Below are 26,813 nucleotides of genomic sequence, written 5' to 3' on the forward strand. Positions count from 1 at the left end.
ATTTGATAAGATCGGACGTTTTAAAATCTGAATATAAGCAAATATTATGTATACAGATTTTGAAAATTTACATCCTGAGTCACGTGTCTGGATTTATCAGACCAACCGCGAACTTACTGAAAGCGAGAAATCTGAAATTAACGGATACCTGACACAATCTGTAGAAACCTGGGCAGCTCATGGTGTTCCTTTGAAAGGTTCTTTCAAGATAGAATCAGACAGAATTGTGGTGGTGGCAGCAGATGAGTCCTTTAATAACCCGAGCGGTTGTTCGATCGATGCATCTACCCATTGGTTTAAAGACCTTGGACAGACACTCAACATTGATTTCTTTGATCGTTCACAGGCTTATCTTGAAGGAGAAGAGCTTAAGTTTTTCCCGGTTTTACAAGGGAAAAAATATGTGGAAAGCGGGGTAATTACAGCTGATACCATTCTGATCAATAATATGGTTACGGACCTGACCGCATACCATCAGAAAAGAAAGGTGAAAGCATCTGAGTCTCATCTCAAAAGATTTTTTGTCAATCAGACAGCATAAAAAAGCTCCCGGTTAAGGGAGCTTTTTTGTTTTAATCCATCATCAGATAAGCCTTGATGAAGTCGTTGATCTCTCCATCCATAACCGACTGAATATCTGAAGTTTCTTCCCCTGTTCTGGCATCTTTAACCAGTTTGTAAGGATGGAAGACATAATTCCTGATCTGCGAGCCCCATTCGATGTTTTTCTTGGAGGCCTCTATATCTGCACGGGCAGCATTTCTCTTTTCTACTTCAAGTTGGTACAGCCTTGATTTCAACATAGCCATAGCATGCTCACGGTTTTTGAGCTGGCTTCTTTCAATCTGGCAAACGATCACAATTCCCGTAGGTTTGTGGGTAAGCTGAACCTTGGTTTCCACTTTGTTGACGTTCTGTCCACCGGCACCACCTGACCTTGAGGTCTGGATTTCGATGTCGGCATCTTTTACTTCAATTTCGATCGAGTCATCCACCAATGGATACGCATAAACCGAGGCAAAAGAAGTATGACGCCTGGCGTTGGAGTCAAACGGCGAAATACGCACAAGGCGGTGAACACCATTTTCAGATTTCAGATAGCCGTAAGCCATCGGACCGTCGATCTGCATTGAAGCGGATTTGATTCCGGCCCCGTCACCATCCTGCCAGTCGATCTGAGTCACTTTATAGCCTTGCTTCTGTGCCCACATCAGGTACATGCGGTAAAGCATGCTGGCCCAGTCCTGGCTTTCAGTTCCTCCTGCTCCGGAGTTGATTTCAATAATGGCAGAAAACTGATCTTCTTCATTCGAAAGCATTTTCTTTAATTCCAGTGCTTCGATGATAGCCAGGGTCTTTTTGCCTTCTGCTTTCATTTCTTCTTCAGTAATTTCATCGAGCTGATAAAATTCGTGAAGGGTTTCCAGGTCACTCATGGAGTTTTCGGCTTCTTCATAAGCCTCCGTCCAGTTTTTCATCACCTGAATGTCTTTAACCACTTTTTGGGCCAGTTCCGAATCATTCCAGAACTCTGGTTGTGCCTGCTGATTTTCTAGATCTCCGAGTTTTTCTTTTCTGCTATCGTAGTCAAAGATACCTCCTCAGTGCCGTCACTCTGGCTCTCAAATCTTTCAACGCTTCTGTTGTCATGATTTCCTTAAAATGTTAATAAATTGATTAATTTGAATATTCCGGAACAGGTTTTCAGGGGTATTCACAACGAAATTCTGTTTCAGAAGCCGCAAAGTTACGTAAAAAAGCCCGGAATTCTCTTTCAGTCTTCTTTATTCCTGCTGAGGGAATGTCCCGGTAAGCTTTTTAACCAGCCATGGAAGGGTAAGTCCCTGCCCGATGAGCGTAAATAATACGACTGCGACGGAGATAAAAATGATCTCGCTTCGCAGTGGAAAGGGATCTCCGTTGCTCAGTGTTTTCGGCAACCCGATGGCCACCGCCAGGGAAACGATGCCTCTCATGCCTGACCAGCTGATGATCAAACTGTTTTTTACATCCAGCAGCGTGTCTTCTGTGACGTATTTGTGATTTTTCTGAAATGCCCTCTGAAGCGTGTTTTTCTGCCAGAATACCCTGAACATCCTCAATATCAAAGCAATTACGGTGATGAGGAAAGCATAGGCGATATAAGCGGGAATCTGTGAGGCATGTATGCTTTTAAGGACGTAGGGGAATTCCAGTCCGATCAGGATAAAAATCAAGCCATTGAGTAAAAAGATGATGATGTCCCAGATGGTCTTGGACTGTTTTTTAAGGATTTCAGGGAAAATCTTCCGGCTGAAGCGGGAAATAGCCAGCCCCTGCATCACCACCGCAATCACCCCCGATACATTCATTTCCTCAGCCACCAGGTAGGTGATAAAAGGCATCAGCAGCATAAAACTGATGGTAATCAGGCTGTCTTTGTGCACACGCATTAATATAAATGCCAGGATTTTGCCCATCACAAAACCGACTAAAAAACCTCCGGCCATCAGGATGGCAAAATCGAGCGTCGCTTTCCAGAAAATAAAGGCGGAACCTGTTACGGCCGCCACGGCAAAACGGTAGGTTATCAGGGCGGAAGCGTCATTGATGAGACTTTCTCCTTCCAGGATCGTGGTTGTTTTATGCGAAAGGCCGAGTCCTTTGGTGATGCTCATCGCGGCTACCGCGTCGGTGGCAGAAAGAATGGCTCCAAGCACAAAAGCCAGTGGCCAGGTCATTCCCGGGATGGCATAATACGCGAAAACCGCAATGCCCGAAGCCGTCAGGAAAACCAGAGAGATGGCTAAAGTGCTGATGGTGTTCATATGTGTCCTGAACTCCTTAAACGATATGTTGAAGGCCGCATCGTACAACAAAGGTGGGAGAAACAACAGGAAAATTACCTCCGGGTTTATTTCGATTTCCGGTATGGAAGGGATAAAGCCTATGGCGATACCTGCCACAATCAATAAAATGGGATAGGGCAGCTTGACTTTATGGGCAATCGATGAAAGCCCGATCATAACGGCCATGATAAATATTACAATACTATAGTTTTCCATTCTTTAATCTCTGAAAGTCAGTTACATTAAAACTCCTTTTTTTGCTTCGACTGCACCCGGAATGTCAGTTTTACCCATCATCTGGAGCAGATCGATTTCAATAGTGCGGCAAATGGAAAACATGGGAACATCGTTTTCCAGGCCTTCGAAAGGGTTTTCAGAATAATCGCCGATAAGTTCCATGACCACAAATATCCATCCTGTCATGATACAGAAAGGTACGGATAACCAGATGCCCCACTCGCCAAGTTTGTCAAATTCTGAAACCATACCAAAAGGCAGCATAAAGATAAAGATACAAACGAAAATAAAGCTCATGCTTCCATACTGACGGGGCAAAGGAAATTTCTTGATCCTTTCGGCACGTCCCTGATGATCATAAAAATCGTTTAATATCTTTTGAAGCTCTATATGGGTCAGTTCGTTGAGCAGGCCTTTTTCATGAATGGCGGCCAGTTCCTGTGCCTGCTGATCAATAAGCCGGGTGGCTGGGTTTCTGAACTGTGTGAGGCCGGTGAATTCTTTTTCAGACAAATACTTCTTCAGGTGTGTTTCAGGGATGTCTTCATCAAAAGCCCCTTTTCCATATCTTTTTCTTCTTTTTTGGCCGACTTTCCCAAATTGTCCGCTCAGACTGGCGTGTTCCCATTGTGTGGTTACCAGCAGCTGTTCTCTGAGCTGGTAGGTCCAGGCGATGTGCCGGTTGATCAGTGACTCCTTCAATTGATCCAGTTCGGCTTCTGTCAGGTCTTGCGAAGAAGGGGTGGTTCTTATAAATGATCTTACGGTGCTTCCCCACGACCGGCTGCTGTTGATAATGGCTCCCCAGATCTTGCGGGCTTCCCAGAGGCGGTCATATGCCTGATTGTTTTTAAAACCCACATAGAACGCCACAGAAGTACCGATAACCGAAAGCGGAAGCCATGGGATACTCAGCCATTTCCAGTCGGTAAAATAGTAGATGGAGGCCACCAGCAGAGCCCAGGCCGACAGCCATATCAGGTGACCGCCGGTGATGGCCATGATGTTTTTAAAGGAGAAGTTCTTCTGGACGAACATGCAGGTATTTATTAACGGGTCAACACTTTGAGAACCAAAAATATTAACCTAAAAATAAAATCTGCAGATTTTGACGGATTTATTTACAGAAATGCCATCCGGACTCAGTTTTTAATCTTCAAGCCGGATCATGCATTTAACATCCTTTTCATTATAATATAATTCCACACAATAACCCTGAGGGTCAATTCCCGGCTGCTCAAGCAATTCCCGGAATGCCCTTCCGACACTCTGAACGTCTTTCATAAAGTCTTCAATGGTGAGGCTGATATACCTGCCCTTTTTGAGAACGAGGGTATCCAGTTGCAAAGAGGCCGCTTCACCGGGACTCAATTCTTCGGCCGCTGCCCTGTAAACAATGGAATAGCCGTTTTCCGGACGGGATACGCCATAGTATTTCCTGTCTGTTGAAAAGGGAACAAACGCGTGCAGGGCTTCATGTGCAGCCATGACCCCTTCAGGAAAGGAGCCGGCGGTCTTGTACATTATCGTAATGTCTTCTTCAAAATTTGTCGTTTCCATGGTTCTGAAAGGTTTGATTTATATTACAAAGATAGACAACACCATACGGATTTAATGTGGTGTAAAACGACAATGTAAGGGGGTGATTGCGACTGATTTTTCTTCCATCATACATCAGGACGGCCACCATTCCTGCATCCATTGCTCAGAAACCGCTTTGCCTTTCTCAAAATCGTCCGTTACAACAATCAGCTGACGGTCATGATCACTGTATTGAACAAGAATGTTGACATCGGCATCTGCCAATCTCCTGCAAAACAAACCTAACTGTCCCGGTACATTCTGCCTGAGTTTCTGAACGATTATCTCATTGATTTTAACCACCTTTATTCCTGCCTTCGCCAGCAATTCTTTTGCCTTGTCCGGTTCTGAAACCAGGAAATGGGCGATGGAAACCTCCCCGTTCTGAAATACCCCGCCGCCTTCCAGGCTGACGTTGTTTTTACCCAGAATTTCACCCATCAACGCCAGTTGACCCGGTTTGTTTTCTAAAATGATTTCGAGATCTTTCATCTGTTTTTTATTTATCGTGTAAGTTTTTACTGTCTGCAGGTGCTTCTGCCCTTTGATTCATGCCATAATCTCTGAGTACGTTTGCTACCCTCAGCCGGTAGTCGTCAAATACAGATTTACGGCCTGATGCCTGAGCTTGTCTGTGAAGTTCCAGGTTTCGCCATTGAATCACACTTTCTTCATCTTTCCAGAAAGAAAGCGAAAGGACTTTTCCCGGGGTTGAAATACTCTCAAACCTTTCGATGGAGATAAAACCCTCTATTTTGCTTAACTCAGGCCGTAGCCCCGCTGCAATGTCCAGGTATTCGTCCCATTTACCTTTAGCCGGGAAAGCTTCAAAAATTACTGCTATCATGATTTTTTGTTTTATGTTGAGCAAAATAAATGAATCGATTACATTTATATTTCATTTAACACTGAACTGTAATGGGAGAAGATAAATTTATTGTTTTATCTGCCTTGATATGTGAACCCGCAAGGGCAAAAATGCTCTGGAACCTGCTGGATGGCCGGGCTTACACAGCCGGAGAACTGGCCATAGCTGCCGATATCTCGCCAACTTCAGCAAGTAATCACCTGGTGAAACTGCTGGAAGCAGATTTGTTAAAAGTAGAATCGCAGGGCAGACACCGGTATTTTTCATTTTCGAGACCTGAAGTAGCTTATGTCGTAGAGTCTCTGGCTAACCTCGCCAATCAGCAAGCGGATAAGATCAGGAGCAGAGAGGGAGCAGTTAAAACCGGCGTAAAATATTGCCGGAGCTGTTATGATCACCTTGCCGGACAGGTAGGTGTGCAGATCACGGATGCATTTGAGTATAAAAACTGGATTATCAAAGACGGATCTTTTTATCTGGTTAATGAAGCAGGGTGGAAACATTTGAAGGACCTGAATATTTCCGAAAATGATCTGACCGGAAAAAGAAGGCCGGTAGCCAGACAATGCCTCGACTGGAGTGAAAGGCGTCCGCATCTGGCCGGACAACTCGGAGCCCTGGTGTTGAACAGGATGCTGGAAAAGCAATGGTTCAGGAAAGTACAGTTTTCGAGAGAACTTATCCTGACAGACAAAGGCAGGCTGGGGCTTTACGACCTGCTGGACATCCGGATTTAGAATTTACCGGGGCGGGAATAAAACCAAAATGATAACTTAAATCAAAGTTCCGTATATCTGCTTCTGTAAGATTATATATTGTGTCTTTTGACTTCCACTGGTCTATCATTTCTTTTGAAAGGAATGTCAATGCCACCTCTGTGCAACTGCGTAGTGACCTGACCTATATCGCACGCTCATTCCGGTACGGATTTGCTGTACTCCCCCTGGCCGGATTCTTATACAAATGTGCATGCCCCTCCCCAAAAATAAATGTGCCAATTCATTGTAACCTTTTTAAAAATCAGAGGTATCCAGCTATATATTTTTACAATTGATACTATCTGAAAATGAAAAAGCTATTTACACTGTTCTTAATCACAATTACTATTGATTTATCTGCCCAATCCATTTCCGGCATTGTCGTGGATGATAAAGGCGAAAAAGGTGAATTTCTCTCTGTTGTATTATTGAATGCTAAGGACTCAACATTAGCTAAAGGAGCAATTACCGATGTGCAAGGCAAATATGAACTGAAAGGTATGCCAGCCGGAAGTTATTTTATTTCGGTAACCGGCGTTGGTTTTACCAAAACCACCTCCTCAATTTTTGAATATAAGCTTGATAACCATGTCGTTGAGACTATTTCAATGAAGAGTTCCGATACCAATTTGAAAGGCATAACCGTCACTGCAACAAAACCGATGATTGAAGTGCAAGCCGACAAGCTGATTGTAAATGTCGAAGGAAGTATAAATTCGACAGGGCTTACCGCATTGGAATTATTGCAAAAATCGCCGGGAGTACAGGTGGACCAGGATGATAATGTAGTGATTGAAGGTAAACAAGGGGTTAGAATTTATATAGACGGCAAGCCGTCGCCACTCTCGGGCAGAGATTTGGCTTCTGTTCTGAAAAGTATGCAATCGTCTGATATTGAGGCGATAGAAATTATCACAAATCCATCGGCCAAGTATGATGCTGCAGGTAATGTGGGCATTATTAATATTCGTCTCAAAAAAAATAAAAAGCTTGGAACAAACGGTAACATTAATTTAAATCCATATGCCGGAATGCTTATGATTGAACCGTACCGCAAATTTGAGCCTAAAATTGACGTGTCGGGTAGCCTGAACTACCGTAATAAAAAATGGAATTTGTTTGGCAAATACGGGGCGGGGCAAGGTATTTACAATAACTTCAGACAAAATGATAAAATATTAAACGGTACTTCGTTCAATAATTCGATAAAAGGGGAGTTTCATAACAGATATCAAAATTTTAAGGGGGGTGCAGATTATTCATTAGATGATAAAAATACCGTTGGTTTTGTGGTAAACGGTAGCTTCGGCAACTACAATTCTATTTCGAACAGTAAAACCCTGATAGGAAAATCAACAGAGGCTGTTTTAGATTCAGCGATATTATCCTCTAATTCAAGTTCACCAGGTACAAGCTTAAACCTGAACTACAATTTAAACTACAGATTTGCTGATACAAAAGAGCATGAACTGACTATAGATGCCGATTATGGCACTTATACGGGCAGATCAAATTTGTTCCAACCTAACACTTATACGTTTGGTGATCCGGCGATGCAGCCAATTATCAGAAATTACCGGCAGTCAACCCCAACAGATATTACCATACTTTCATTTAAGGCTGACTACGAGCAGCCTTTTTATAAAGGTAAATTGGGCTATGGTGTAAAAGCATCGGACGTAAAATCAAACAATGTACTTGAAGCATACATTATTAAAGGTGATATCGAGGAACATGATATTGACAAAAGCAATACTTTTACCTACTCTGAAAAAGTCTTTGCGGGCTATATCAACTACAACAAAACTTTTAATAAAAAATGGAGCTTGCAATCGGGTATTCGTGCCGAGCACACTATTTCGCATGGGAATCTGGTGAGTTATAAACAAAACGAGCTCGACAAAGTGGATAGGTCCTATTTGAATTTTTTCCCGAGTTTTGCTTTGACCAACAATTTTTCAAAAAATCTGTCTTTTAACTTAAACTATAGCCGCCGTATAAACAGGCCGAGTTATCAGGATTTAAACCCGTTTGAATACAGAATTGATGAGCTCACTTACTACAAGGGTAATGCATTTATAAAACCCCGCTATACCGATAGAATAAAACTGTCAAATACGTTTAAGTCAGTATTAACCACTTCATTGTCATACTATTACACTTCGGATGATTATAATAATATTTCCAGGATAGATGGGAATAAAATATACAATACTCTCGAAAACTTTTCCAATTCCAAAGGCTTAAGCTTGAACGTTTCTTTAAATACATCCATCACAAAATGGTGGGAAATTAACTACAATTATTTTTACCAGCGAACTTCAATATTTGGCAAATTCAAAGGAGAGGGTGATTATAATGTAGCCAATAGGAATTTTGGGTTTAACGGGTCAAACAATTTTAAGTTGAACAAGACTACCACTTTCGAAATATCAGGCTATTTCCGCTCCAAATTCAATTGGATTTATGTAAATAAAGCACAAGGACAGGTGGATATCGGATTGAAAAAGAACTTATTTAAAGATAAAGCCGATATAAAATTATCTATGAACGATATCTTCAATAATGTAGGCTTTAGTGCATTATTTGTTCACAACGACATTTATCAGAATATTACCGGGGTTTACGAAGCCCGCCGGTTTGGTATCAATTTTAACTATCGTTTCGGCAGCAATGAAATAAAAAGTGCCCGTGAGCACAAAGGAGGTGCTGAAGACGAATCGAGTAGGATAAAATAAGTAAAACTTTAGTACTTGCCTTGAAATAGTCATCCGGATTTTCAAATGATAAAAAAGGCATAAATCAGATAGCAGTAACTTCATGGTTACTGCTATTTTTTGACAATATACTGCCGAAATTTTGTTGCAAGCTCAGATCTGTTTTACCTCGCACCGGGCCTCCACTACTCAACCCACCCTGAACTCGCCGCAATAACCAGGTCTTTAAAAACCACCATTTCTATGGCCGGAAATTTCGCTGGCAGTCCGTTGGAATACTTCAGCCATTGTTGTGTTCCTGTCATTTTATAGACACCATCCCACTGACCGGCCAAGGTGGTGTTGTGACTCTGAATGACGTGAAAAGTGTATAATCCTTTAGGAAGACCTTCCTGGATGTTCTTCCAGGTTGCTCCTTTGTCGGCAGACACCATTAAATCGCCGTATACCATGGCATAAATGTTTTTGCCGATGCTGTTGATGTTATGCAATGCTTTACCCTGAAAGACAGGTTTCCAGCTATCTTCTTTTCCTGTGTTTTTAAAGATACCACGGGTGGTGCCGGTGTATATTTCACCATCAGGGGCAGTAATGCTGTTGATCTGTATTGACGGGTGCTCTTTAACCAGCTGCCATTTATTTTGCCGGAGTATATACAAACCTTCGTTGGTGCAGGCCCATACCTGGTTCTGAATAGCAACCAGCCTTCTGATAACCAGATTTTGAAGGCCTTCATTAAGAGCTTTCCAGGATTTCCCTTGATCGGCAGAAACGAAAACACCGTCGTTTTGAGTTCCGGCCCATATTTTACCTTCATGCAACAGCAGGTCATCCACATTTTGGCTGGTAGGGGGCGACATCGCTGTTTTTTGCCATGAATCAGACCTGAAATCATAAAAAAAGACATCATGTTGTTTGGTGGAAAGTGCCAGTAAGTCACCGTCAGTGGCAAGATCGGTAAGGAAAATTCCGTCTGGCAAACCTTTACTTTTGTTTTGCCAGAACGCCCCGTCATTGGCGGAAAAATAAACGATACTCCTGATTTTGCCTTGTCGTGCAGAGTTTGCTGCATTTTGATTTTCAGAGACCGCAGTGTCGTGATTACTGACTTTGTCGGCCTGCATAACGGAAAGCAACAAAAATGCGATAAAGATCTTCATAATGGCTTTTTCTTTTTCACAAACATAAGACATCGGAGTTTTGCGGAAAGTAAAAAAGTGTAAAACGGCTATAAACTTTGTCAAAATAGCTTTTCGGGACGTCTGTGACGAATACAAACCTCCAAGTCTTCGAAAGCCGGCACTTTTTTTATATTTGTAAACAAAAACCTTAAACATGGAAACCTCAAAAATCACATTTACAACCATTTTGCTGACAGCCAAAAAGACGGCAACAGGCATTGAAGTGCCGGAAGAGGTGGTTGAACAATTGGCAGCCGGTAAAAAAACGGCCGTTAAAGTCACCATCAACGGTCACACTTACCGCAGCAGTATCGCCTCCATGGGAGGCGTCTACATGATCGGGGTCAGTGCAGAAGTCCGTGAAAAAGCCGGGGTAAGTGGGGGAGATTCCCTGACTGTTGAGCTTGAACTGGACACGGAGGTTCGTGAAGTGGAACTGCCGGAAGACTTCAAAGCAGCCCTCGAACAAAACCCTCAGGCCAAAGCCTTTTATGAAAGTTTATCTTACAGCAACAAACGGCGGTATGTCGAACCCATCGGTCTGGCTAAAACCGAAGAAACCAGGGCCAGAAGGATTGAAAAGGCGGTTGCGGACCTGGCGGAGTATAAAAAGTGAGGCTGTGTTGGAGAAAGGACAACGGGAAAAGAAGACTTTGTGTCTCTTTATCGCTTGTTGAACAGGTTTTAAATGAGTAACTTACGATATCGTTTTAACTCCTCAGAGACCATTTTTTTAATCTCGTAAACCAATCAGCCATGAAAATTATTTATTGGGTGTCTACTGCACTGTTGTCTGTGATCATGCTGGGCTCAGGCCTGACGAATTTAGTGATGACCGACCTTTCTGTCCAGGGACTACACACCGAACTGGGTTATCCTACCTACATTATTCCTTTTATCGGTCTGGCCAAAGTTCTTGGCGTTGTGGCCATTCTCGTTCCGCGGTTTCCACGCCTCAGAGAATGGGCTTATGCCGGTTTGTTTTTTGACCTGGCCGGGGCGTTATACTCCGTTATTGCGAGCGGTGGAGGCATAGCCAAGTGGGGCATTAATGCCATCGCACTGCTCATTTTTGCGGTGTCTTATGTCTATTATCATAAGGTACATCAGCCGAAAGTTCAGAGCTGAGTGTAGTCACACCATGGTTAAACAGACCATCATCCGGTAATCCGCAGGGAAATGATTTCAGAATCCCTGATTTCAACATGATATTGCAGTTTCAGCGGACTGCCTTCAAATGTACCCGAAACCATCGTTTTGAGGACTATTTTATTGCCTGATTGAATCAGCCCTAAGGGTTCGAGCTGTGTCTGAATGAACTGGAACGGCACGAACTGGTGTACAAGGTTGTCTATGCGGAAATACCATTAAGAGTAGAATACAAACTGACAGAAATAGGAAAAAGCCTGATCCCTGTCATTTCAAGTCTGGGTCAATGGGCCGATGAACATGAGGATCACTTAAGGGAAGTGATTATGAAAAGATAACGACAGCGTCATTACCAGAAGGCTATTTTCCGACAGCCCACCCGTCAAATGGTTTCACCGTTGCGTAATTCGGAGAGCCGTTTTTGCCTGTTCCGGGGACTGTCGTGGTCAGAATGTTTCCGGGATCGGCAAGCAATTGTTCAATCATTTCCCGGGTAATTCCTCTTAAAGGCACTTTAAGACGGCCCGCATAAAAGGAGTCTCTCTGACCCGCATAAGTGCCGATGTCAACGTATACAAACCGCCCGCCCGCAGGCCCCTGAACCACAGGCCCTGCAAAGTCCGGAAGCCCCTCTTTATCGGTTTTTAAATGGATTGTAAATTCAAAACGCAAATTTTCGTTTACTGACCTCTGTTTCTGTAAGGTTTCATATACAGCTCCGCTGCCTTTCTGAATACCATAATCTACTCCGCGAGGCGGACTTTCCAAAGTTATTCTTAAGGTGATTTCCTGTTTCATCTTAATGTAATTTAGTGTAAACCATATAGGTATGCAAATTATGAAAAATCAGGAATAAAACAGAGAAGAGGGCAAAGAACACACGTCTGTAAGAAAAATGAAAATAAGACGAATCCCCGATGAGGGCTATGCCGCCTAACCAGAAAAGCGGGGTGTAAGCAGGGGCCATGAAGCCGAAGAGGCTTTGGCTCCATTCACTATCAGGTAAAAACATGAGCATCAACCAGGAGCCGAAATAAATGACCAGGCCAAGAACATAGATGATCAATCCCTGCTTCTGAATCGGGCTTACTATTTTAAGCGGCATAAACAGCATCAGGGCGAAAATCAGGACCCGGAAAATATTTTCACCATAAGTAATGTGAGAGGGGATGTCCGTCAGAAACGTTTCGGGTTGAAAAGCCTCGGGAAGTTTACCGGTCAGGGCTATATTCCAAATTAAAACCGGGATCACCAGCAGAAAGCAATTAAACAGGTATTTTTTCATTTTCATGGTTTATTAAGAGACCTCAATATACTCAAAAGAAAGCACTAAGAAGCTTTTAACCTGTAAATTCTGGCAGCCACAATGATCACATTCAGAACCGCTACGATGGACAACAAAATAACAATAGAAGGCATGGCCCAGAAAATCCTGTCCCAGCTCAGCACGCGGCCGGACATGGAAGTGCCGATCTGCGGAATAGACAAAAGAAGTATCATGGGCGTCAGCCTGAATATTAACCAGAGCCACGACAGGAATTTCGATCGGGAGGCATATTTCTTTTCCCATTGTTTTGTACGGGTGAGGCGTCTGCAGCTCATGAAGATAGCAAGTATGGCAATTACCGCTATCAGAACTTCATAAGCAATCGTAGGGAAAATGGAAATCTCAGGATTGTTGCCGTTTATGATGTCAGTAATTCCGCGTGTGAATGAGCCGTAATCCTGGAAGGCACTCAGGCCGCTATTGAATAAAATGACAATACCATAATTTTTATTTTTCAAAATAATCTGTTCTGCCTGGCTTGTCCATAAAATACCGTTGTGTCTTACCAGAGTACTGTCACCCGCAATCCAGCCCATGGCATAGGAGCCTCCCGGATAGGGGGTCTGCATGGCCTGAATACCCTGCGGACTTAAGACCTGATAGTTTTCAAATGTCCCTTTGTTCATATTGGCGATCAGCCAGTGGGCCATGTCAGTGGATGTAGAAACCATACCGGCCGATCCCTGGATAAACCAGTCAGGTTCTTTTTTCTTTAAGGGATAACCAAACAGAAAAACATGCCCCGGAGTATAATTCACCCCGGGAACATTATAAAAATCTTTAGTCCCGGAAACGCTTACGGTATTAGACATATTTAAGGGAATAAAGATATTTTTATCCAGATATACGGGAAATGACTCGCCGGAAACCACTTCTACCAATCTGGCCAGGACTTGATAATTGGGGTTGTGATAGTGGAATGCCTCACCCGGTTTGCTGACAAGTGTGACATTCTTCATCCTTTCAATGGCTGACTGAAGGGTACGCGGCTGATCATGAAAAGCAAGTTCGGAGAACGTGAGGTCAGAATAGCCACTGGTCTGGTTCAGTAGTTGTCTTACAGTTATTTTAGTGCCGTTTTCGCCTAATGAAGGAAGATAATCTGATATGGGCGAGTCGATTTTTATCTTTCCGGTTTCAACCAGCTGCATGACAGCCATGGCTGTGAAACTTTTGCTCAGAGACGCAATAGCGAAGGGAGTATCGGCATTAACGGGTTTATTATCCCCTGTTCTGCGATATCCTTTTGCAAAAATGGTTTTACCTTGATGTACGATGGCAATCGAGAATCCGGGAATATTTCCCTTCTCTGATTTCTGCTGAAGGAATGCGTCAATTTTTTGCAACACCCTATCCTGCTGCCCAAGGGCGATGGTGAGATTGAGAAGGATTAAACAACCTATCAAAAAGAGCTTCTTCATTTTAGTTTTTATCATTTAAAATGCAAAGGTCACGGCAGGCATCTGAAATTCCTGTATACCTATGTAAAGAAATTCAGGGCTGCATTAATTTTTTCCTGATACGACTCAGCTGGGTCGGACTTATCCCGAGATACGAGGCAATGTGTAGCTGAGCAATCTGGTTTTCAAGGTCCGGGTGCTGTTTTCTGAAATTCAGATATCGTTTATCTGCATTCTGCAGAACGATCTCAATTTCTTTTTTCTCATTGGATACAAAATAATTCTCAGCAAATTTTCTGGCCAGCCTCTCAAGGTCCGGGTGCTGATCATAAAGCCCGGTAAGCTCATCGTAATCTGCAGTCAACAATTCACAGTCGGTCAGTGCCTGTTGTGAAAACAAACTCGGGCCTGCGGTAATGAGGGAAGAATAACTACCCGCTATCGATGGATGGATAAAGAATCGTTTGTTATATTCGGTACCCGCCTGATCTGTATAAAAAGCCCTGATAATGCCGCTTTTTACAAAAACCAATTCTTTTGTGTATTTTCCCTCTTGAATCAGAAAAGCTCCTTTCTTTATTTTTTTATCGCGAAATATAGCTTTTAATATGTTCCAGGTCTGTGGATAAACCGGATATATTGTGTCTAAGTATTCTTTTAGGTTTTCCATCGTAAACAACTTATAGTGAGCTCTTTTCTGAATATATTATGAATTTATTCGATTTTGCCGGACGGTTTTATTAAAACCGGGGTCTCTTTAAAGAAACGCTTGGTTAAAACGAATAAAAGTAGCTTGTTACAGCCAGAAATAGTGATTAAATCCAGTAATTCAGGATATATTCGTGCAGATTTGTTTCATTTAATGAGCGGGATTCAATCCGTATGAAATATCAATCCCGTAAAAAGACTAAAACATAATCATTGATTTCTTTCCTCTGCATTTCATTGGCATCGTCGTCCATTTCATTATGTTTGGTATTGCCCAGCTTGACGATTTTCATTTTGTATTTCTTCGTCTCTTCCGTATCGGGTAATACCCCCTCATCGGCAGGCTGGTCGCTTGAGCGGATCGAATAGACTTTTGTTTTACGGATACCTGACAAGGCCTTTCTGCGGTTGTCCAGGGTAATAATTTTATAAGCCAGGCCCGGATGTTCATGAGCGAATAATGCGGTCATGTCCCCGCCATTGGAATGACCGATCAGGGTCAGGTGTTTAAAATCCAGGTTGGGGTTTGATTTTTTGAGTTCATTCAATACGAAAAGAATGTTGGTTGAGCCGCGTTCCCAATTGGTTCTTCTCGTTATCTGCGGAATACCGGTCATGGGCAGGAGGCTGTCGGTGCTCAGTTCATGTTGTATACTGGCTACGAAATAACCTTCAGAAGCGAGTTTTTCATTGAGATACGAATAAATAAGGTTATCTCCACCTTTGTTTTCTCCATAGCCATGACTGAAAATAATGATTTGCTGATTCCTGATCTTTGTTTCGGGAATGTACAGAGCAACCGGCACTGAGCGGTTCCTGGCGGCGTCGGTCAGGTCCAGGTTTTGGATTTTTACTTTGAATCCCGTGCCGGCGGGTTGAGAACTGGCTGTCATCAGAAAAGCCCCTGAAAAAAGAAAGAGTATGGAAATGCAAAAAATCCTGTTCATGAATCTGAATGTGTTTAGAAGTCAAATTTACATAAAAAACACGTCAAACAGGAGGGGTTTAAAGCCTTCTTTTTGTCAGATATCAAAAGTGACGATGAGGGGTTTATGATCACTGTATTTTGTCCAGTCGGCGTAAGTGCCTATCTCCACATTCCGTAGCTTTTCTATGAAATCAATGGAAGCGAAGCAGTAATCCAGGTGATAGGGTTTGTCTTCGTGGCGATACATAAACTGGGTCATATGGGCTTCTTTGCCTTGTATCTGGTCATGAAACAGGTGATAGGTACTGAATATTTTCCGGGCTTCGAGTTTTTCCACGACATTGGAATGGTTGCCGGTCCTGCGGGGCCTGTCCCAGATGGTATTGCTGTTGAAATCGCCCGCCAGGATCGTTTTGCTTTCTGAAAGCATGGTGTCATAATACTGGATGGCCTTCCAGACCTGGGTGACGTAGGCTCCGTCTTTGTCCTGAGGATTGTTGGCCCAGACAGCAAAAAGGGTAAAGTCAAAAGAGCCGCCCGTAACGGACAAGGGCAGAATGTATCTGAAATCCGGATTATGTGTTTCTGATAAGCGGAATTTATAGGGTCCGTAGGAAAACACCCCGATGCCTTTGTGCGGATTGGTGCCGTACCAGAAAATATCGGACGGAACGGGCGTTTCTTTCCCGAATTTGAGTTTGTCGGGATGCTCACACTCCGGAACCACCAGGATATCGGGCTGACAGGCGAGAATGACATCCGCTTTCTTGCGGAATGCCATGTTGCAGTTCCAGGCGATGATTTTTAACATATGCTCAGTCGTCCTTTTCTTTGATTCCGGTTTCCAGTTTATTAATGATCCGCACGATCATGCTTTCCAGCTCTTCTGTGGCCGGACTTTCCTTGAGCATACCGTTTAGATGCTCTTTCCAGAGATTGTAAAAATCATCCTGATGATATCTCACTTTTCCGAAATTACCCTTTTTGTCCACGTAGAGATAGTAAGCCTCTTCAAGGCCCCAGTCATAACGGTAATGCCCGATAGACTTATAATTGTTATTAAGAAAGTCTATTTTGCTTTTCTGAATTTCGTCGAATTCAGGCCTGTCATTTCCCCATGAAAACCTGATGTAGTCAATAATGCCCAGGGAGCGGCAGAGATAGTATTTTTCTTTTTCCTGAAGTTTTTCCAAGAGATAAGAAACGGGCTCAATATTTAAGACAAACTCTTCGGAATCACCGGTGACGGATCCGGTTTCACGGTAAAACCAAGTCAGACTTAAAGGAATGGGGAAGTCAAAATAAGGAGCTATGGCTTTCAGTTCTTTTTCAGAAGCCTGACCTGAGCAGGTCAGATGATAATATTCATCTTTGATATTATTGTTGAATTGCTGAATTCTTTCTTTGATGGAAATCATATGCAGTTTTGTTAAAATTATACTGATTCCAGGGCTTTCTTCTGCTTTATCTGTTTGTCGCCCCAGGCTTTCAGGTGACAAATGAACGGAATCAGTTCCATGCCGATTTCAGACAGGTTGTATTCTACTTTGGGAGGTACCTCATGATACACTTTGCGGACAATCAGTTCGTCGTTTTCCAGTTCTCTCAAGGTTTGGGTGAGCATTTTGGTTGTAATGTCCGGTAAAGTCCTTTTCAGTTCACCGTACCGCAACACAGCGTCGGTGTGCAGGTGCCATAAAATCCGTCCTTTGTATTTTCCTCCTATCCTCCGGAAGGCGTAATCTACGGAACATGCAGGGGCATCTTTATTTTTTTTTGCCATAATTGAAAATTTAAATAGCTGATAATCAACAATAGATTATTTTTAGTAGGTAAGATACAAAATTGTACATACTTGCCATAAAGATATATATAAAATAGCTTTGCATCAAAAAACGAGAATATGAAAGCATACATTTTGAATGAAGCGGGTGGCGTCGACCATCTTAATCTGACAGAAATTGAGAAGCCCGTAATTAAAGAAAACGAAGTGCTGGTGAGCGTAAAAACTATCGCCATTAATCCCGTGGATGTAAAGTCAAGGGCCAGTGAAGGCACTCTGTCTTGGCTTTTGGCCCAGAAAAGACCCGTGATCCTGGGCTGGGACATTGCCGGGGAAGTGGTGGAAACGGGTGCCGGAACGTCCGCTTTCAACGTTGGCGACAAAGTATTCGGTATGGTCAATTTCCCGGGGCAGGGCAATGCATATGCAGAATATGTGGCTGTGCCTGCAGATCAGCTGGCGTTGATACCTCAAAATATCTCTTTTGAAGAGGCCGCAGGAGCAACTTTGGCGGCCCTTACGGCTTTGCAGTCACTGAGAGCAGGTAAAGTTAAGAAAGGAGACAAGGTCCTGATCCACGGAGCTTCCGGCGGGGTAGGGCATTATGCCGTTCAGCTGGCGAAATGGCTGGGTGCTTATGTGGTCGGGACATCGTCTGAAGGAAACAAGGATTTTGTTCTGGAACTGGGGGCAGATGAGCACGTGGATTATGCGGCGGCCCGGTTTGAATCGGCCGGAGATGACTTTGATTTTATCCTGGACAGCAAAGCAGGCGAAACCCTCAGCAGGTCTTTAAAGATCACGAAAAAAGGAGGCACTGTGGTTTCAATTCCCTCTTCTAATCTGCCGGAAGGCGACCGCAAAGCGGCGGAGGAACTTGGAATTCACCTGATTCCGGTCCTGGTTTCATCCAGCGGTGAAGATATGAATGTTCTGGCAGGATTGCTGACTTCCGGTAAGCTGAAAACACACATCCACCAGGTCTTTAAATTTGAAGAGCTGAGAGACGCTCACACAAGCCTGGAGCTTGGAAAAATAAGAGGGAAAATTGTTATCGGATTATGACTTTAAAACAAAACAGGCGGTTGACTCAACCGCCTGTTTTACTTAATATCTTTTGATAAAGACCTCACTAATCAAGGTCGGGTAAAACCAGTTTATCCCTGTTTTTAGCACCCGTTTCCAGTTTGTTGAGAATCCTGATGAGCATGTGTTCCAGGTCTTCGGAAGCGGGACTGGCAACGAGCATGTCGTTCAGGAATTCTGTCCAGACATTTTCAAACTCTTTCTCATGGTACCGCACTTCACCGAATTTCCCCGCTTTATCAAAATAGAGGATGTTGGCTTCAGTAAGGCCGCAGCTGAAACGGTAATGCCCAAAACAGCGGTAGTTTTCGTTGAGGTAAGCGATCTTTTCAGGGTCAAAACTTTCAAACTCCGGCCGGTCATTCCCCCACAAAAAGCGAAGATAATCTACAAAACCCAGTGAGTCGCACTTAAACCATTTATTGGGCTCATTGAGTTTTTTGAGCAGATAGGGGATGTTTTCAATATTCATAACGAACTCGTTGGAATTGCCGGTGATTCCCCCTATTTCGCGATAAAACCATCTTAAACTGATGGGGATTTTTGTTTTATAATATCCCTGAATCTTACTGATCATAACCTCAGAGGCGGGCTTGTCGAAAGTCAGATGATAATATTTGTCTTTTATGTGCAGGTTAAATTGTCTTACCCTTTCTTTGACGGACTTCATATAACGGCGAATTTTCTGAAAAACTAATTTGGATATAAAGTTAACGAATGTAGGTAAGAGAAAGTGAATGTTGGGGGTTATTTATCTCTCAGTTTTTCTATATCAAGTGAAACGGAGTAAAGGTTTTCGATGAAGCGGCCTTCTCCTTTAGTTTGTCTGGCAAAGTACAGCCGCTTTTCTCCGGTATGATAAAAAGGGCAGAATTCGGCTGCGATGGTGTTAATGGGTTGGCCCAGGTTCAGGGGAGCAGACCAGGTATCTCCCTTTTTAAAACTGATATATAAATCAACTTCTCCGTGTCCTTCAGGGCGGTCTGAGAAATAGATCAGGTAATCTCCTTCAGGAGAAATGAACGGGTTGGATTCCCTGTTCCCGGTATTTACAGGAAGGCCTAAATTTCTTGGTGCCTGGTACGCCCCGTTGATTTTCTCAGAAATATAGATGTCTGATTTGCCCAAACCATCCTGGTTTTCCTTCATGAAATAGATTTCGCCTTTCCGGGTCATTGAGGCGTAGGATTCGGAGTCATCTGTGTTGATGTTGTGGCCTAAATGAAACGGTGCTGACCAGCCTTTTTTTGATTTTTCTACGGCCCAGATGTCAAAACCTTTTCTGTCTGGACGTCCGGGTACCGGCCTGGTGGATTGAAACAAGACCAGTTTTCCATCGGGACTAAATACGGGGTCAATGTCTTTCCATTTGCCATCTGCTGAAGAAAATGTGGCTACGACAGGAGGCTGCCATTGTCCTTTTACTTTGACAGATTCCATAACAATCAGGGTGTCTCTTTTACCTTTTGATTTTACCCAGAGGGCTGTTTTGGAATCTGGTGAAACGGTCAGTCCGAACGTCCCGCCGTCTGCTGTTTCCCCGGGGCTAAAAAGTGTGGGTTCACTTTGTGCCGCAGAAATAAAGGGGGTAAAAATAAAAAGTAAAGGAAATAGTTTTTTCATGTTTTCCGGCGATTAAATCTTCAAACGTATATCATTTTAAAGTATTGTTCTGAAGTGAAGCTATGATATTGCTGATTTTTGCAGCTTCCTGGCGGGCCTCTTTTCTCTTGATGTAAAAAGTATGATAAACCGCCCAAAGAATATAGGTGATCCAGACCCATTTGACATAACTGATGTATTCCGGGGAAAGATTCCGGTGCAGCACTCCGATGACAGGCCGCAGGTACAAATAAACCCCTGTACTTAATATGATCACGTAGATCAGCTGGCCTTCGGTCAGTAAAAACTGGTTGATCCTGTTGTACTTTTTAATTCTTTGAAGCACTTTGAGGGCTGTGTCGGTCAACCTGATTCTACGCAGCTGCATGTACACGAAAAGTCTTGTAGAAGTATAGTAAAAGGAACAGCCCAGCAAAATATAAAACCCGGCTTGTGAAGTTTCTATTTTTTGTGAAGATACCAGGTGGATGTAAATAATGGCGATAGTGGTAGCAGCAAAAATCAGGATTTGTTTCATTTGCTTTTTTCTGAGCGTGGCGGCAAGGGTTCCTGCTTTTGTAAGCAATTCATTTGCCGGACTTAGCCGTGAAGCCTGTTTTTGCTTCCATAGGTTTTTGTATTGATCCAATTCAGAGTTCATTTTTTAAAGTTCTTTTGATCCTGTGTACTTTGACGCCAACGCTGTTTTCACTGATGCCCATTACATCTCCGATTTCTTTGTAAGACATGTCCTCAAGTACCATGGAGATGATGGCCCGTTCTGTTTCCTGGAGTTTTTGAATGGCCCTGTAAAGGTTTTCTATGGATTCTTCTTTATTCGCATTTTCATCTTCCTGGTATGGAATATCTTTATCTATATATTCAAAACTTATTTTCCCAGACCTGTTTTTCCGCAGATAGAGCAGGCAGTTGTTGACGGCGATGCGGTAAATCCAGGTGCTGACGGACGATTCGTTTCTGAACGAACGTATGTTTTCCCAGACTCTAATGAAACAATCCTGGGTCAGATCAGAAGCAAGTTCCGGATTCCTGGCATATCCGTAGCAAAGCCGGAAGATTTTGTCCTGGTATTCGGAATATAGCTGTTCAAATATTTCCTGTTCCTTCATTTATTCTGGTTTAAAAACTCGTCGAGGCGGGCTGTGAACCAAACGGGCTGGTCTATCGCAATAAAATCCTTGGCTTCTTCTGTCACGGCATGGGTAACATTGGGTGTATGCTTGTACATTTTCTGAAGCGTTGCCTCTGATGCTGAAAGGGGCATTTTTTTGTAGGTCCTCGCAAAATACCAGGTGGAAAAAGCCAGTACAGGTATTTTATTCTCTTTCAGTTCAGGCAACAGGTTATCACTTAATTGTTCGCAAAGCGTTCCGGCCAGTGTCTGACGGTCGGAATTATTTTGCCATTCAACAAATTTATCAATGTAAGTTGTATTTATGAAATTCATGCCTGAGGCCATTTGTTTCTGGTAGTTTGAGAAGTTAAGGGAGTCGGTTTCAAGGGTTGTTTTTACAATGCTCTTTTTAATGATCTCCAGCTTTTCTGCCGTCATGGCACTGTCGAGGACCATGCCCAGATTGGGATAAAAATCTGAAACGACCACCCTGCTGACAACTGAAGGGTTTTGCAGGGCGACTTTCATGGCGATATAGGCTCCGTAGTTCTGTCCCACGAGCGAGATATTTTTAAGTTTGTTTTCTTTGATAAAGCCGTTTAGGGCAGAGATATACTGTTCAGTGAAAGGGGCTTCAACCGGCTTCATTGTATCGAAGCCCGCGAAATCTACAAGATAACAGGTGTAATTCTTACTATAATGCTGGCTTATCTGCTCCCACATATCAGACGAACACCCGATGTGTGGAAGAAAGATCATGGGTCTTCCGGACCCGGTTTTTTTAACCTGAATGGCTTTTTGAGCGTGGGCAGTTAATGAGAATAAGATAGATACAGTAACGATTTTGAGAGCTTTCATGAGCTGAAGTTTTAAGTTTTCTCTTTAGATACAGAAAAGGCTCAAATCTTACAGGAATTTTGTTTTTTTGTTAAGTGTGTGGAAACTTAGTATTCATTACTTCACCGAATTTTCCGGTTTTATCAAAATAGAGGATGTTGGCCTCCGTCAGGTCGCAGCTGAAACGGTAATGTCCGAAACAGCGTTAGTTTTCGTTTAGGTAAGCGACCTTATCAGGAGAATGTAGCGGGTTATTAATCTTTTCTATATCAGGCGAAACGGAATACAGGTTTTCGATGAATACACACTCACTTTTTTAGGTACAGAAAGCCATAAAATATTGCTTTTTATCATGGGTAAAAGTGATTAGCGATCAATAAGGCTAACACATAACAGCAGGAAATGCAGACTGAGCCAAGGTATATTTTTAAGACTCTGCTCCCCAGGTGTTTCCATTTGATAAGGAGCAGATATAAAAAAACGACCGAAAAAATAACAAAGATGTACTTGCCGCTATGCCACAAAAGCCTGGAATAAAACATGTCGCTGGCTTCACGCATGTGTTCAAAGAGGTCTGGGATGGTTATAAGAATGATTAAAAGTCCTGAAGTAGCGAAAGCGGGAGCTAATTTGAGTGGCAACTCTGACAAACGATTCTTCCTGAGGAGGAAAGTCAGCAGACAAATACCGCCGAAGAAGTGCGTTGAGATTAATACAATAAAACTGAATATCAGGAAAATGAGCGGAAGCCATGCTTCTGCAGCAGTAATTTTGCTGAAATAAAGAGTACCATCGGCAATAGAAAGTTTGTTGTCTTCGTCTTTAAGAAAAACGATTTGTGAAGTTGCTGCGTTTTTATCCCTGTACCGTAAGCCCGAATGATCAGCAGCTTTCCAGATCATTGAACCTCTTAAAATAATGTCGACTTTTAAGGCATTTCCAGCAGGCCCGATATGAAAGGTATTTGTCAGACTTTCAAAAAAACCTGAATAAAGCTGGCTGGGGTTGCTCAGTCTGTAATAACCCCGGTAGCGTTCTGCGATGGCTTTTTTGACCGGGATTTCAGCGGTGGTTTCGTGTTTTCTTTTGTTTCTCAGCAGAAAGTGACTGATAAGCTGGTCGGCATAATGAAAGAAAGATTCGTTGTGGGTATTGAGACTGAAGGCATAAGCAACCCCAGTTTCCCGGCTGTAAACAAACCTGGACAGATAGCCCCCGATGGCTCCGTTATGTCCTCTGAAAATATGCCCGTTTATATTAAAGCATTCATTACCATAAGCGTAAGTATTTTTTAATCCGGCTTTTGCGGAGAGATAATGATGTGGTGTTTCAGTATCATTCAGCATGTCTTTGGAAAGGAATTGTCCGTTTGGCGTTTCTCCAGTCAGAAAATATTTCAAAGCAAGGCTGTAGTCTCCGGCACTGGCGTTTAGAGCAGAGTAACCGGCGTTGAAAGGAGGTTGATGAGGAACAAGCCTGAACCGGTTGTTTTTCCATACATATCCTTTGCTGTAAAGGCCTGTCTTTCCGGGAGTTAAAAGCAGGTTTGCGTTTGACATTCCTAACGGAATAAATACTTTTTTCTTCAGATATTCATCAGAAGATACTCCGGAGACTTTTTCAATAACATAAGCCAGAATAGCATAGTTAACGTTAGAATAGCTGTGCCTTTCTCCCGGTTTCCATCTTGAAACCATGAATTTCCGGAACACTTTAAGGGCTTCCAGAGGGTTTTTTTTCTTTCCCGAAAAATTGTATTCTTCAAAAGGAGATTTATCACTGAAGGCGGTGGTATGCTCCATTAAATCTCCTATGGTAACTGGATGAGTTTTTTCCCATTTGTTTTCAAACGGAATTTCAGGAGCAATTTCTCGTAATTTCGTATTTACCGAGAGTTTTCTTTCTTTCACGAGTTGTGTAATGCCTAATGCAACAAAGATTTTCGTAACAGAGGCTTGCCTGAACAGGTGATTTTTTGTGACGGATTCTTGTGACTCTATGTCAGCGAGCCCCAGCCCGCCTGTAAATAATACGGAGTCTCTGGTAACGATGGTCATCATCATGCCGGCTACATGTTGCTTTTCCATTTGAATACTTAGTTCTTTTGTGAGCTCTGTAATATTCTCCGGGAGGCGTTGTGCAGAAAGATCTGAACCGGAAAATAAGGTGTAAAGCATAAATAAGGCAAGGGCCGGGATTTTCATTTTTTGGAAGTCCATATACTCAATGATTAAAGTTTGATATTATGGCTCAAAATTGAAAACCAGATCGGAACAAAGCGTTCCGTTATATCCAAGTGAACATATTTTATCTTTGAGATTTTACGTAATCGGTAGGAGATAAGCCCGTGTGCTTCTTAAAGGTGATGTTAAATGTTGTTTTGGAATTAAAACCCGATTGAAATGCGATACCCAGGATATTCAGATGATTGAATTTCTCTGACAATAAAAGGCTTTTAGCTTCTTCAATCCTGTATTTGTTGATGAATGAGAAAAAATTTTCATTGTAGGCATGGTTGATAAGGAACGACAGGTCGTGAATAGAAGTATTCATTTCCGAAGCCAGGACAGGCAGAGTCAGGTCATTTTCTAAGTATATCCTGGTTTCTTTCATTAATTTTTCCAGTCTATTTTTCAGCAGCAGAATCTCATCATCTGACAGTCTTTTTTGTTTTGTGGTTTTGGGATGTATTATTTTTTCTACTTCCTCCAGCTGTGCAGAATTAAAAGCATATACCTCCCGCTGACCTAAAGAAAAATAGGCCAGGAAGTATACACTTGCCAGGTAAATGAAAGGGGTAAAGTTATATAAAGGCTTAAAATTGAAGAAAGCAAGATTGAGCCAGATCAGTACAACGACAACGAGGACGACCAGGAAGTTTTTTAACCAGGAAAGGTCCTGGTATTCCGTCGAAGAGACAATTTCCCGGAGATTTTGGCTGTGTTTTTTTAATCTGACAAAGCATAAGATAATATAAATGACGGTTTGAAGAGGCAACGATCCTTTGATGACCAGGAAGGCGAACGTCGTAAATGGACCGGGGCTGAGTTTCGGCTCACAGAGATTCAGCGAAAAGAACAATAAGAAAGGTAAGAAGTGCCACAGGTACCGGTAATGGAATTGTTTGACAGCGGAAGTATAAAAAACAACACTCAGAAAAAGGGCGGGGGCTGATAAAAAGCGACTTGCTTCAACAGAACTTAATCCAAACCTGTATTTTTCCTGAAGGTTTACGGTATGAATGAAAATTTCCAGCATAGCACAACCCAGTGTCGCCACAAATATTCCAAGCCATTTGCTGGCCAGGAGGTTTTTTTTCTGTGGATGACTAAACAGGACAAATGAAAGGAGAAAGGCTCCTCCGGTCGTCAGGCCTATCAGCAATGGGTTATTCACAGTTGGTTTTTTATAATTGGCAGTTTATTTTCATTCAAAAAGGACTTCATTTTGTCAGGCATGGGATAGTAGCCATTCTGACGCAAGAATAATATGATTTCACCTAAATGAAAAGACAAATGAACTGTAAGTTCCTGCACTGTTTTTAGTTTGAACTCAATGTCTTGGGTTTCAATAGTCCAGCCAGATATCTCTGTTTTAACCTGGTGGTTCAGTTGGTGAAAACGAGCAATGCCGTCATCAAGAAGGGCCTGATCATCGATGTTCTTGTCTTTCAACCAGGTATCTGTTTCTCCAATATCTGCAGTATTAACGCCTTGTAACTTTTCCAATTGACAGGCTTGCCAGATGATCAGGTGATTCAGGATTTGCCAGACACTTTTCGGAGAATTGAAATTCGTCAAACTAGCCTGATTAATGTCAAGGTTGTCAAACACTTTAAAGGTATCAAAAGAATCAGCGTAGATTTTATTAATATTCATTGGATTTTGGAGTAAATAACTGATTAAAAGCGATAGATATTACTCTCAAAAATAGATAAAAACTTTCGTATGCCTTTTAAAAGCTTCTTTTCTTTAATTCTTTTATAGCGTCATTATAATCAGACAAAGAAACCCTTGCAGATTTTGTAACATTCAGGTACAGGATAAGCAACCCGAGGGTTTTGTCATTGCCAATGGTTGGCGTGATGTTTTTGCCATTGCTGAAATAAGAGACGGATTCGGCTGTTCCGACAAAGGTGTAGCGTTCTTTGAGAAACGTGGTGGCGTTCGGAATCAGGGTGTTGTCGTTTTTCAGTAAAATCGCTGCATTATCCATTTTCCCGTTTTTCATGGTATAAATAATGGCCCTGATGTTGGCATTTTCGCCTTTGAAATGAAGCCCGTCGCCATCTTCTTCTACCAAGGTCCTGGTTTCCTTTGATTTGATGGCTGTGCTGGTCAGTCCGAATTCAAGAACAGGCTCTTTACAAAGGGTAATGTAAGGTTTAATGGTAACTTCGGCACTCACTTTGGATTTCCCGCTGGAGCCTGTAATGGTGGTGATTCCGATTTTTTTACCTTTGAATAAGCCCGACGCATCCACCGTGCCCACTGCCGGATTAGAAGAATTCCAGCTGAAATTGGCCGCATTCTGCCTGACATTGGCCTGTGATACTTCAAACTGGTGTGTTTGGTTGTAGTAAAGCTGCAATTCAGGTTTATTGATTTCGTAAGGGGTTACGTTGTCGCCGCATGCCCATATAATCAGCCCGAAGGCCATGGCCGGTAGTATTTTTTTCATCTCAATAT

The 26,813-nt window shown here is 42.6% G+C and carries 32 protein-coding genes; 7 read left to right on the forward strand and 25 right to left on the reverse strand.

Annotation, left to right across the window (positions count from 1 at the left end; translation table 11 throughout):
* Positions 1-46 precede the first annotated feature (46 nt).
* Complete coding sequence (locus GVN16_RS11955; RefSeq protein ID WP_166564132.1) at positions 47-541, forward strand: hypothetical protein; 495 nt, start codon at positions 47-49, stop codon at positions 539-541.
* Positions 542-572: 31 nt separating this feature from the next.
* Here GVN16_RS11955 and prfB read toward each other — a convergent pair.
* From prfB to GVN16_RS11985, 6 genes are all read right to left on the reverse strand, one after another.
* Positions 573-1,650, reverse strand: a protein-coding gene (gene prfB, locus GVN16_RS11960; protein WP_166564133.1) for a peptide chain release factor 2 whose coding sequence is annotated in 2 segments (ribosomal slippage) — positions 573-1,598 and positions 1,600-1,650 — 1,077 coding nt in all. Because the reading frame shifts where the segments join, the coding sequence is not laid out codon by codon here.
* Positions 1,651-1,784: 134 nt separating this feature from the next.
* Positions 1,785-3,044, reverse strand: coding sequence for a Na+/H+ antiporter (locus GVN16_RS11965; RefSeq protein WP_166564134.1), 1,260 nt, complete (start codon positions 3,042-3,044; stop codon positions 1,785-1,787).
* 21 nt (positions 3,045-3,065) lie between these two features.
* Entirely contained in the window at positions 3,066-4,103 is a 1,038-nt protein-coding gene (locus GVN16_RS11970) for a bestrophin family protein (RefSeq protein WP_166564135.1), read from the reverse strand.
* Positions 4,104-4,214: 111 nt separating this feature from the next.
* A complete protein-coding gene (locus tag GVN16_RS11975) occupies positions 4,215-4,625 on the reverse strand; it encodes a transcriptional regulator (RefSeq protein ID WP_166564136.1) in 411 nt (136 codons plus the stop codon).
* A 114-nt stretch (positions 4,626-4,739) separates the two neighbouring features.
* Positions 4,740-5,138 carry an amino acid-binding ACT domain-containing protein gene (locus GVN16_RS11980; protein WP_166564137.1) on the reverse strand — a complete coding sequence of 133 codons (399 nt, stop codon included), beginning with the start codon at positions 5,136-5,138 and terminating at the stop codon, positions 4,740-4,742.
* Between the two features lie 7 nt (positions 5,139-5,145).
* Positions 5,146-5,493, reverse strand: coding sequence for an antibiotic biosynthesis monooxygenase (locus GVN16_RS11985; RefSeq protein ID WP_166564138.1), 348 nt, complete (start codon positions 5,491-5,493; stop codon positions 5,146-5,148).
* 71 nt (positions 5,494-5,564) lie between these two features.
* Between GVN16_RS11985 and GVN16_RS11990 the strand changes: the two genes are divergently transcribed.
* Both GVN16_RS11990 and GVN16_RS11995 read left to right on the forward strand, forming a co-directional pair.
* Entirely contained in the window at positions 5,565-6,251 is a 687-nt protein-coding gene (locus GVN16_RS11990; RefSeq protein ID WP_166564139.1) for a helix-turn-helix transcriptional regulator, read from the forward strand.
* Positions 6,252-6,580: 329 nt separating this feature from the next.
* Complete coding sequence (locus GVN16_RS11995; RefSeq protein WP_166564140.1) at positions 6,581-9,010, forward strand: TonB-dependent receptor; 2,430 nt, start codon at positions 6,581-6,583, stop codon at positions 9,008-9,010.
* A gap of 164 nt (positions 9,011-9,174) precedes the next feature.
* Here GVN16_RS11995 and GVN16_RS12000 read toward each other — a convergent pair whose 3' ends face one another.
* Complete coding sequence (locus GVN16_RS12000; protein WP_166564141.1) at positions 9,175-10,149, reverse strand: hypothetical protein; 975 nt, start codon at positions 10,147-10,149, stop codon at positions 9,175-9,177.
* Between the two features lie 175 nt (positions 10,150-10,324).
* Here GVN16_RS12000 and GVN16_RS12005 point away from each other — a divergent pair, with 175 nt between their 5' ends.
* Both GVN16_RS12005 and GVN16_RS12010 read left to right on the forward strand, forming a co-directional pair.
* A complete protein-coding gene (locus GVN16_RS12005) occupies positions 10,325-10,786 on the forward strand; it encodes a YdeI/OmpD-associated family protein (protein ID WP_166564142.1) in 462 nt (153 codons plus the stop codon).
* Between the two features lie 140 nt (positions 10,787-10,926).
* Positions 10,927-11,298, forward strand: a complete 372-nt coding sequence (locus GVN16_RS12010) for a DoxX family protein (RefSeq protein WP_166564143.1) — start codon at positions 10,927-10,929, stop codon at positions 11,296-11,298.
* 29 nt (positions 11,299-11,327) lie between these two features.
* Here GVN16_RS12010 and GVN16_RS12015 read toward each other — a convergent pair whose 3' ends face one another.
* Complete coding sequence (locus GVN16_RS12015; protein WP_166564144.1) at positions 11,328-11,501, reverse strand: hypothetical protein; 174 nt, start codon at positions 11,499-11,501, stop codon at positions 11,328-11,330.
* A gap of 6 nt (positions 11,502-11,507) precedes the next feature.
* Here GVN16_RS12015 and GVN16_RS12020 point away from each other — a divergent pair, with 6 nt between their 5' ends.
* Entirely contained in the window at positions 11,508-11,657 is a 150-nt protein-coding gene (locus GVN16_RS12020; protein ID WP_310587430.1) for a winged helix-turn-helix transcriptional regulator, read from the forward strand.
* A 22-nt stretch (positions 11,658-11,679) separates the two neighbouring features.
* Here GVN16_RS12020 and GVN16_RS12025 read toward each other — a convergent pair whose 3' ends face one another.
* The 8 genes from GVN16_RS12025 to GVN16_RS12060 all read right to left on the reverse strand — a co-directional run bounded on the left by GVN16_RS12025 (position 11,680) and on the right by GVN16_RS12060 (position 17,465).
* Positions 11,680-12,117 carry a DUF5990 family protein gene (locus GVN16_RS12025; RefSeq protein WP_166564145.1) on the reverse strand — a complete coding sequence of 146 codons (438 nt, stop codon included), beginning with the start codon at positions 12,115-12,117 and terminating at the stop codon, positions 11,680-11,682.
* Position 12,118: 1 nt separating this feature from the next.
* Positions 12,119-12,604: a hypothetical protein gene (locus GVN16_RS12030; protein WP_166564146.1), complete on the reverse strand. Its 486-nt coding sequence runs from the start codon at positions 12,602-12,604 to the stop codon at positions 12,119-12,121.
* Positions 12,605-12,648: 44 nt separating this feature from the next.
* A complete protein-coding gene (locus tag GVN16_RS12035; protein ID WP_166564147.1) occupies positions 12,649-14,067 on the reverse strand; it encodes a serine hydrolase in 1,419 nt (472 codons plus the stop codon).
* 73 nt (positions 14,068-14,140) lie between these two features.
* Positions 14,141-14,716: a Crp/Fnr family transcriptional regulator gene (locus GVN16_RS12040; protein ID WP_166564148.1), complete on the reverse strand. Its 576-nt coding sequence runs from the start codon at positions 14,714-14,716 to the stop codon at positions 14,141-14,143.
* Between the two features lie 220 nt (positions 14,717-14,936).
* Entirely contained in the window at positions 14,937-15,701 is a 765-nt protein-coding gene (locus GVN16_RS12045) for an alpha/beta hydrolase (protein ID WP_166564149.1), read from the reverse strand.
* A 75-nt stretch (positions 15,702-15,776) separates the two neighbouring features.
* Positions 15,777-16,493, reverse strand: a complete 717-nt coding sequence (locus GVN16_RS12050; RefSeq protein WP_205748845.1) for a hypothetical protein — start codon at positions 16,491-16,493, stop codon at positions 15,777-15,779.
* A 4-nt stretch (positions 16,494-16,497) separates the two neighbouring features.
* Positions 16,498-17,100 (reverse strand): hypothetical protein, encoded by a 603-nt coding sequence (locus GVN16_RS12055; protein ID WP_166564150.1) that lies wholly within the window; start codon positions 17,098-17,100, stop codon positions 16,498-16,500.
* 17 nt (positions 17,101-17,117) lie between these two features.
* Positions 17,118-17,465 carry a helix-turn-helix domain-containing protein gene (locus GVN16_RS12060; protein ID WP_166564151.1) on the reverse strand — a complete coding sequence of 116 codons (348 nt, stop codon included), beginning with the start codon at positions 17,463-17,465 and terminating at the stop codon, positions 17,118-17,120.
* A 120-nt stretch (positions 17,466-17,585) separates the two neighbouring features.
* Here GVN16_RS12060 and GVN16_RS12065 point away from each other — a divergent pair, with 120 nt between their 5' ends.
* The gene (locus GVN16_RS12065; RefSeq protein ID WP_166564152.1) at positions 17,586-18,530 is read left to right on the forward strand and encodes an NADP-dependent oxidoreductase; all 945 of its coding nucleotides are present in this window, start codon (positions 17,586-17,588) and stop codon (positions 18,528-18,530) included.
* 67 nt (positions 18,531-18,597) lie between these two features.
* Here the strand turns inward: GVN16_RS12065 and GVN16_RS12070 are convergent, their stop codons facing one another.
* From GVN16_RS12070 to GVN16_RS12110, 9 genes are all read right to left on the reverse strand, one after another.
* Positions 18,598-19,221 (reverse strand): hypothetical protein, encoded by a 624-nt coding sequence (locus tag GVN16_RS12070; RefSeq protein WP_166564153.1) that lies wholly within the window; start codon positions 19,219-19,221, stop codon positions 18,598-18,600.
* Positions 19,222-19,298: 77 nt separating this feature from the next.
* On the reverse strand, positions 19,299-20,174 hold the full coding sequence (locus tag GVN16_RS12075) for a PD40 domain-containing protein (protein ID WP_166564154.1): 876 nt from the start codon (positions 20,172-20,174) through the stop codon (positions 19,299-19,301).
* Between the two features lie 31 nt (positions 20,175-20,205).
* Positions 20,206-20,814: a hypothetical protein gene (locus GVN16_RS12080; RefSeq protein WP_166564155.1), complete on the reverse strand. Its 609-nt coding sequence runs from the start codon at positions 20,812-20,814 to the stop codon at positions 20,206-20,208.
* Positions 20,804-21,283 (reverse strand): RNA polymerase sigma factor, encoded by a 480-nt coding sequence (locus GVN16_RS12085; RefSeq protein ID WP_166564156.1) that lies wholly within the window; start codon positions 21,281-21,283, stop codon positions 20,804-20,806. The genes GVN16_RS12080 and GVN16_RS12085 overlap by 11 nt, the downstream gene beginning before the upstream one ends.
* Positions 21,280-22,146 carry an alpha/beta fold hydrolase gene (locus GVN16_RS12090; protein ID WP_166564157.1) on the reverse strand — a complete coding sequence of 289 codons (867 nt, stop codon included), beginning with the start codon at positions 22,144-22,146 and terminating at the stop codon, positions 21,280-21,282. Before GVN16_RS12090 ends, GVN16_RS12085 begins: the two co-directional genes overlap by 4 nt.
* 329 nt (positions 22,147-22,475) lie before the next feature.
* The gene (locus GVN16_RS12095; RefSeq protein ID WP_166564158.1) at positions 22,476-24,344 is read right to left on the reverse strand and encodes a serine hydrolase; all 1,869 of its coding nucleotides are present in this window, start codon (positions 24,342-24,344) and stop codon (positions 22,476-22,478) included.
* 88 nt (positions 24,345-24,432) lie between these two features.
* Complete coding sequence (locus GVN16_RS26295; RefSeq protein ID WP_166564159.1) at positions 24,433-25,521, reverse strand: AraC family transcriptional regulator; 1,089 nt, start codon at positions 25,519-25,521, stop codon at positions 24,433-24,435.
* Entirely contained in the window at positions 25,518-26,003 is a 486-nt protein-coding gene (locus GVN16_RS12105; protein ID WP_166564160.1) for a hypothetical protein, read from the reverse strand. Before GVN16_RS12105 ends, GVN16_RS26295 begins: the two co-directional genes overlap by 4 nt.
* Before the next feature lie 76 nt (positions 26,004-26,079).
* The gene (locus tag GVN16_RS12110; protein WP_166564161.1) at positions 26,080-26,805 is read right to left on the reverse strand and encodes an Ig-like domain-containing protein; all 726 of its coding nucleotides are present in this window, start codon (positions 26,803-26,805) and stop codon (positions 26,080-26,082) included.
* Between the last annotated feature and the right edge of the window lie 8 nt (positions 26,806-26,813).

It is taken from the genome of Emticicia sp. CRIBPO (assembly GCF_009905725.1).
Lineage (GTDB): Bacteria > Bacteroidota > Bacteroidia > Cytophagales > Spirosomataceae > Leadbetterella.

Bases quoted from the DNA above. Each gene is read 5' to 3' on its own strand.
- GVN16_RS11955 (WP_166564132.1), top strand. From the start codon at position 47: ATGTATACAGATTTTGAAAATTTACATCCTGAGTCACGTGTCTGGATT.
- GVN16_RS11965 (WP_166564134.1), bottom strand. From the start codon at position 3,044: ATGGAAAACTATAGTATTGTAATATTTATCATGGCCGTTATGATCGGG.
- GVN16_RS11970 (WP_166564135.1), bottom strand. From the start codon at position 4,103: ATGTTCGTCCAGAAGAACTTCTCCTTTAAAAACATCATGGCCATCACC.
- GVN16_RS11975 (WP_166564136.1), bottom strand. From the start codon at position 4,625: ATGGAAACGACAAATTTTGAAGAAGACATTACGATAATGTACAAGACC.
- GVN16_RS11980 (WP_166564137.1), bottom strand. From the start codon at position 5,138: ATGAAAGATCTCGAAATCATTTTAGAAAACAAACCGGGTCAACTGGCG.
- GVN16_RS11985 (WP_166564138.1), bottom strand. From the start codon at position 5,493: ATGATAGCAGTAATTTTTGAAGCTTTCCCGGCTAAAGGTAAATGGGAC.
- GVN16_RS11990 (WP_166564139.1), top strand. From the start codon at position 5,565: ATGGGAGAAGATAAATTTATTGTTTTATCTGCCTTGATATGTGAACCC.
- GVN16_RS11995 (WP_166564140.1), top strand. From the start codon at position 6,581: ATGAAAAAGCTATTTACACTGTTCTTAATCACAATTACTATTGATTTA.
- GVN16_RS12000 (WP_166564141.1), bottom strand. From the start codon at position 10,149: ATGAAGATCTTTATCGCATTTTTGTTGCTTTCCGTTATGCAGGCCGAC.
- GVN16_RS12005 (WP_166564142.1), top strand. From the start codon at position 10,325: ATGGAAACCTCAAAAATCACATTTACAACCATTTTGCTGACAGCCAAA.
- GVN16_RS12010 (WP_166564143.1), top strand. From the start codon at position 10,927: ATGAAAATTATTTATTGGGTGTCTACTGCACTGTTGTCTGTGATCATG.
- GVN16_RS12025 (WP_166564145.1), bottom strand. From the start codon at position 12,117: ATGAAACAGGAAATCACCTTAAGAATAACTTTGGAAAGTCCGCCTCGC.
- GVN16_RS12030 (WP_166564146.1), bottom strand. From the start codon at position 12,604: ATGAAAAAATACCTGTTTAATTGCTTTCTGCTGGTGATCCCGGTTTTA.
- GVN16_RS12035 (WP_166564147.1), bottom strand. From the start codon at position 14,067: ATGAAGAAGCTCTTTTTGATAGGTTGTTTAATCCTTCTCAATCTCACC.
- GVN16_RS12040 (WP_166564148.1), bottom strand. From the start codon at position 14,716: ATGGAAAACCTAAAAGAATACTTAGACACAATATATCCGGTTTATCCA.
- GVN16_RS12045 (WP_166564149.1), bottom strand. From the start codon at position 15,701: ATGAACAGGATTTTTTGCATTTCCATACTCTTTCTTTTTTCAGGGGCT.
- GVN16_RS12050 (WP_205748845.1), bottom strand. From the start codon at position 16,493: ATGTTAAAAATCATCGCCTGGAACTGCAACATGGCATTCCGCAAGAAA.
- GVN16_RS12055 (WP_166564150.1), bottom strand. From the start codon at position 17,100: ATGATTTCCATCAAAGAAAGAATTCAGCAATTCAACAATAATATCAAA.
- GVN16_RS12060 (WP_166564151.1), bottom strand. From the start codon at position 17,465: ATGGCAAAAAAAAATAAAGATGCCCCTGCATGTTCCGTAGATTACGCC.
- GVN16_RS12065 (WP_166564152.1), top strand. From the start codon at position 17,586: ATGAAAGCATACATTTTGAATGAAGCGGGTGGCGTCGACCATCTTAAT.
- GVN16_RS12070 (WP_166564153.1), bottom strand. From the start codon at position 19,221: ATGAAGTCCGTCAAAGAAAGGGTAAGACAATTTAACCTGCACATAAAA.
- GVN16_RS12075 (WP_166564154.1), bottom strand. From the start codon at position 20,174: ATGAAAAAACTATTTCCTTTACTTTTTATTTTTACCCCCTTTATTTCT.
- GVN16_RS12080 (WP_166564155.1), bottom strand. From the start codon at position 20,814: ATGAACTCTGAATTGGATCAATACAAAAACCTATGGAAGCAAAAACAG.
- GVN16_RS12085 (WP_166564156.1), bottom strand. From the start codon at position 21,283: ATGAAGGAACAGGAAATATTTGAACAGCTATATTCCGAATACCAGGAC.
- GVN16_RS12090 (WP_166564157.1), bottom strand. From the start codon at position 22,146: ATGAAAGCTCTCAAAATCGTTACTGTATCTATCTTATTCTCATTAACT.
- GVN16_RS12095 (WP_166564158.1), bottom strand. From the start codon at position 24,344: ATGGACTTCCAAAAAATGAAAATCCCGGCCCTTGCCTTATTTATGCTT.
- GVN16_RS12105 (WP_166564160.1), bottom strand. From the start codon at position 26,003: ATGAATATTAATAAAATCTACGCTGATTCTTTTGATACCTTTAAAGTG.
- GVN16_RS12110 (WP_166564161.1), bottom strand. From the start codon at position 26,805: ATGAAAAAAATACTACCGGCCATGGCCTTCGGGCTGATTATATGGGCA.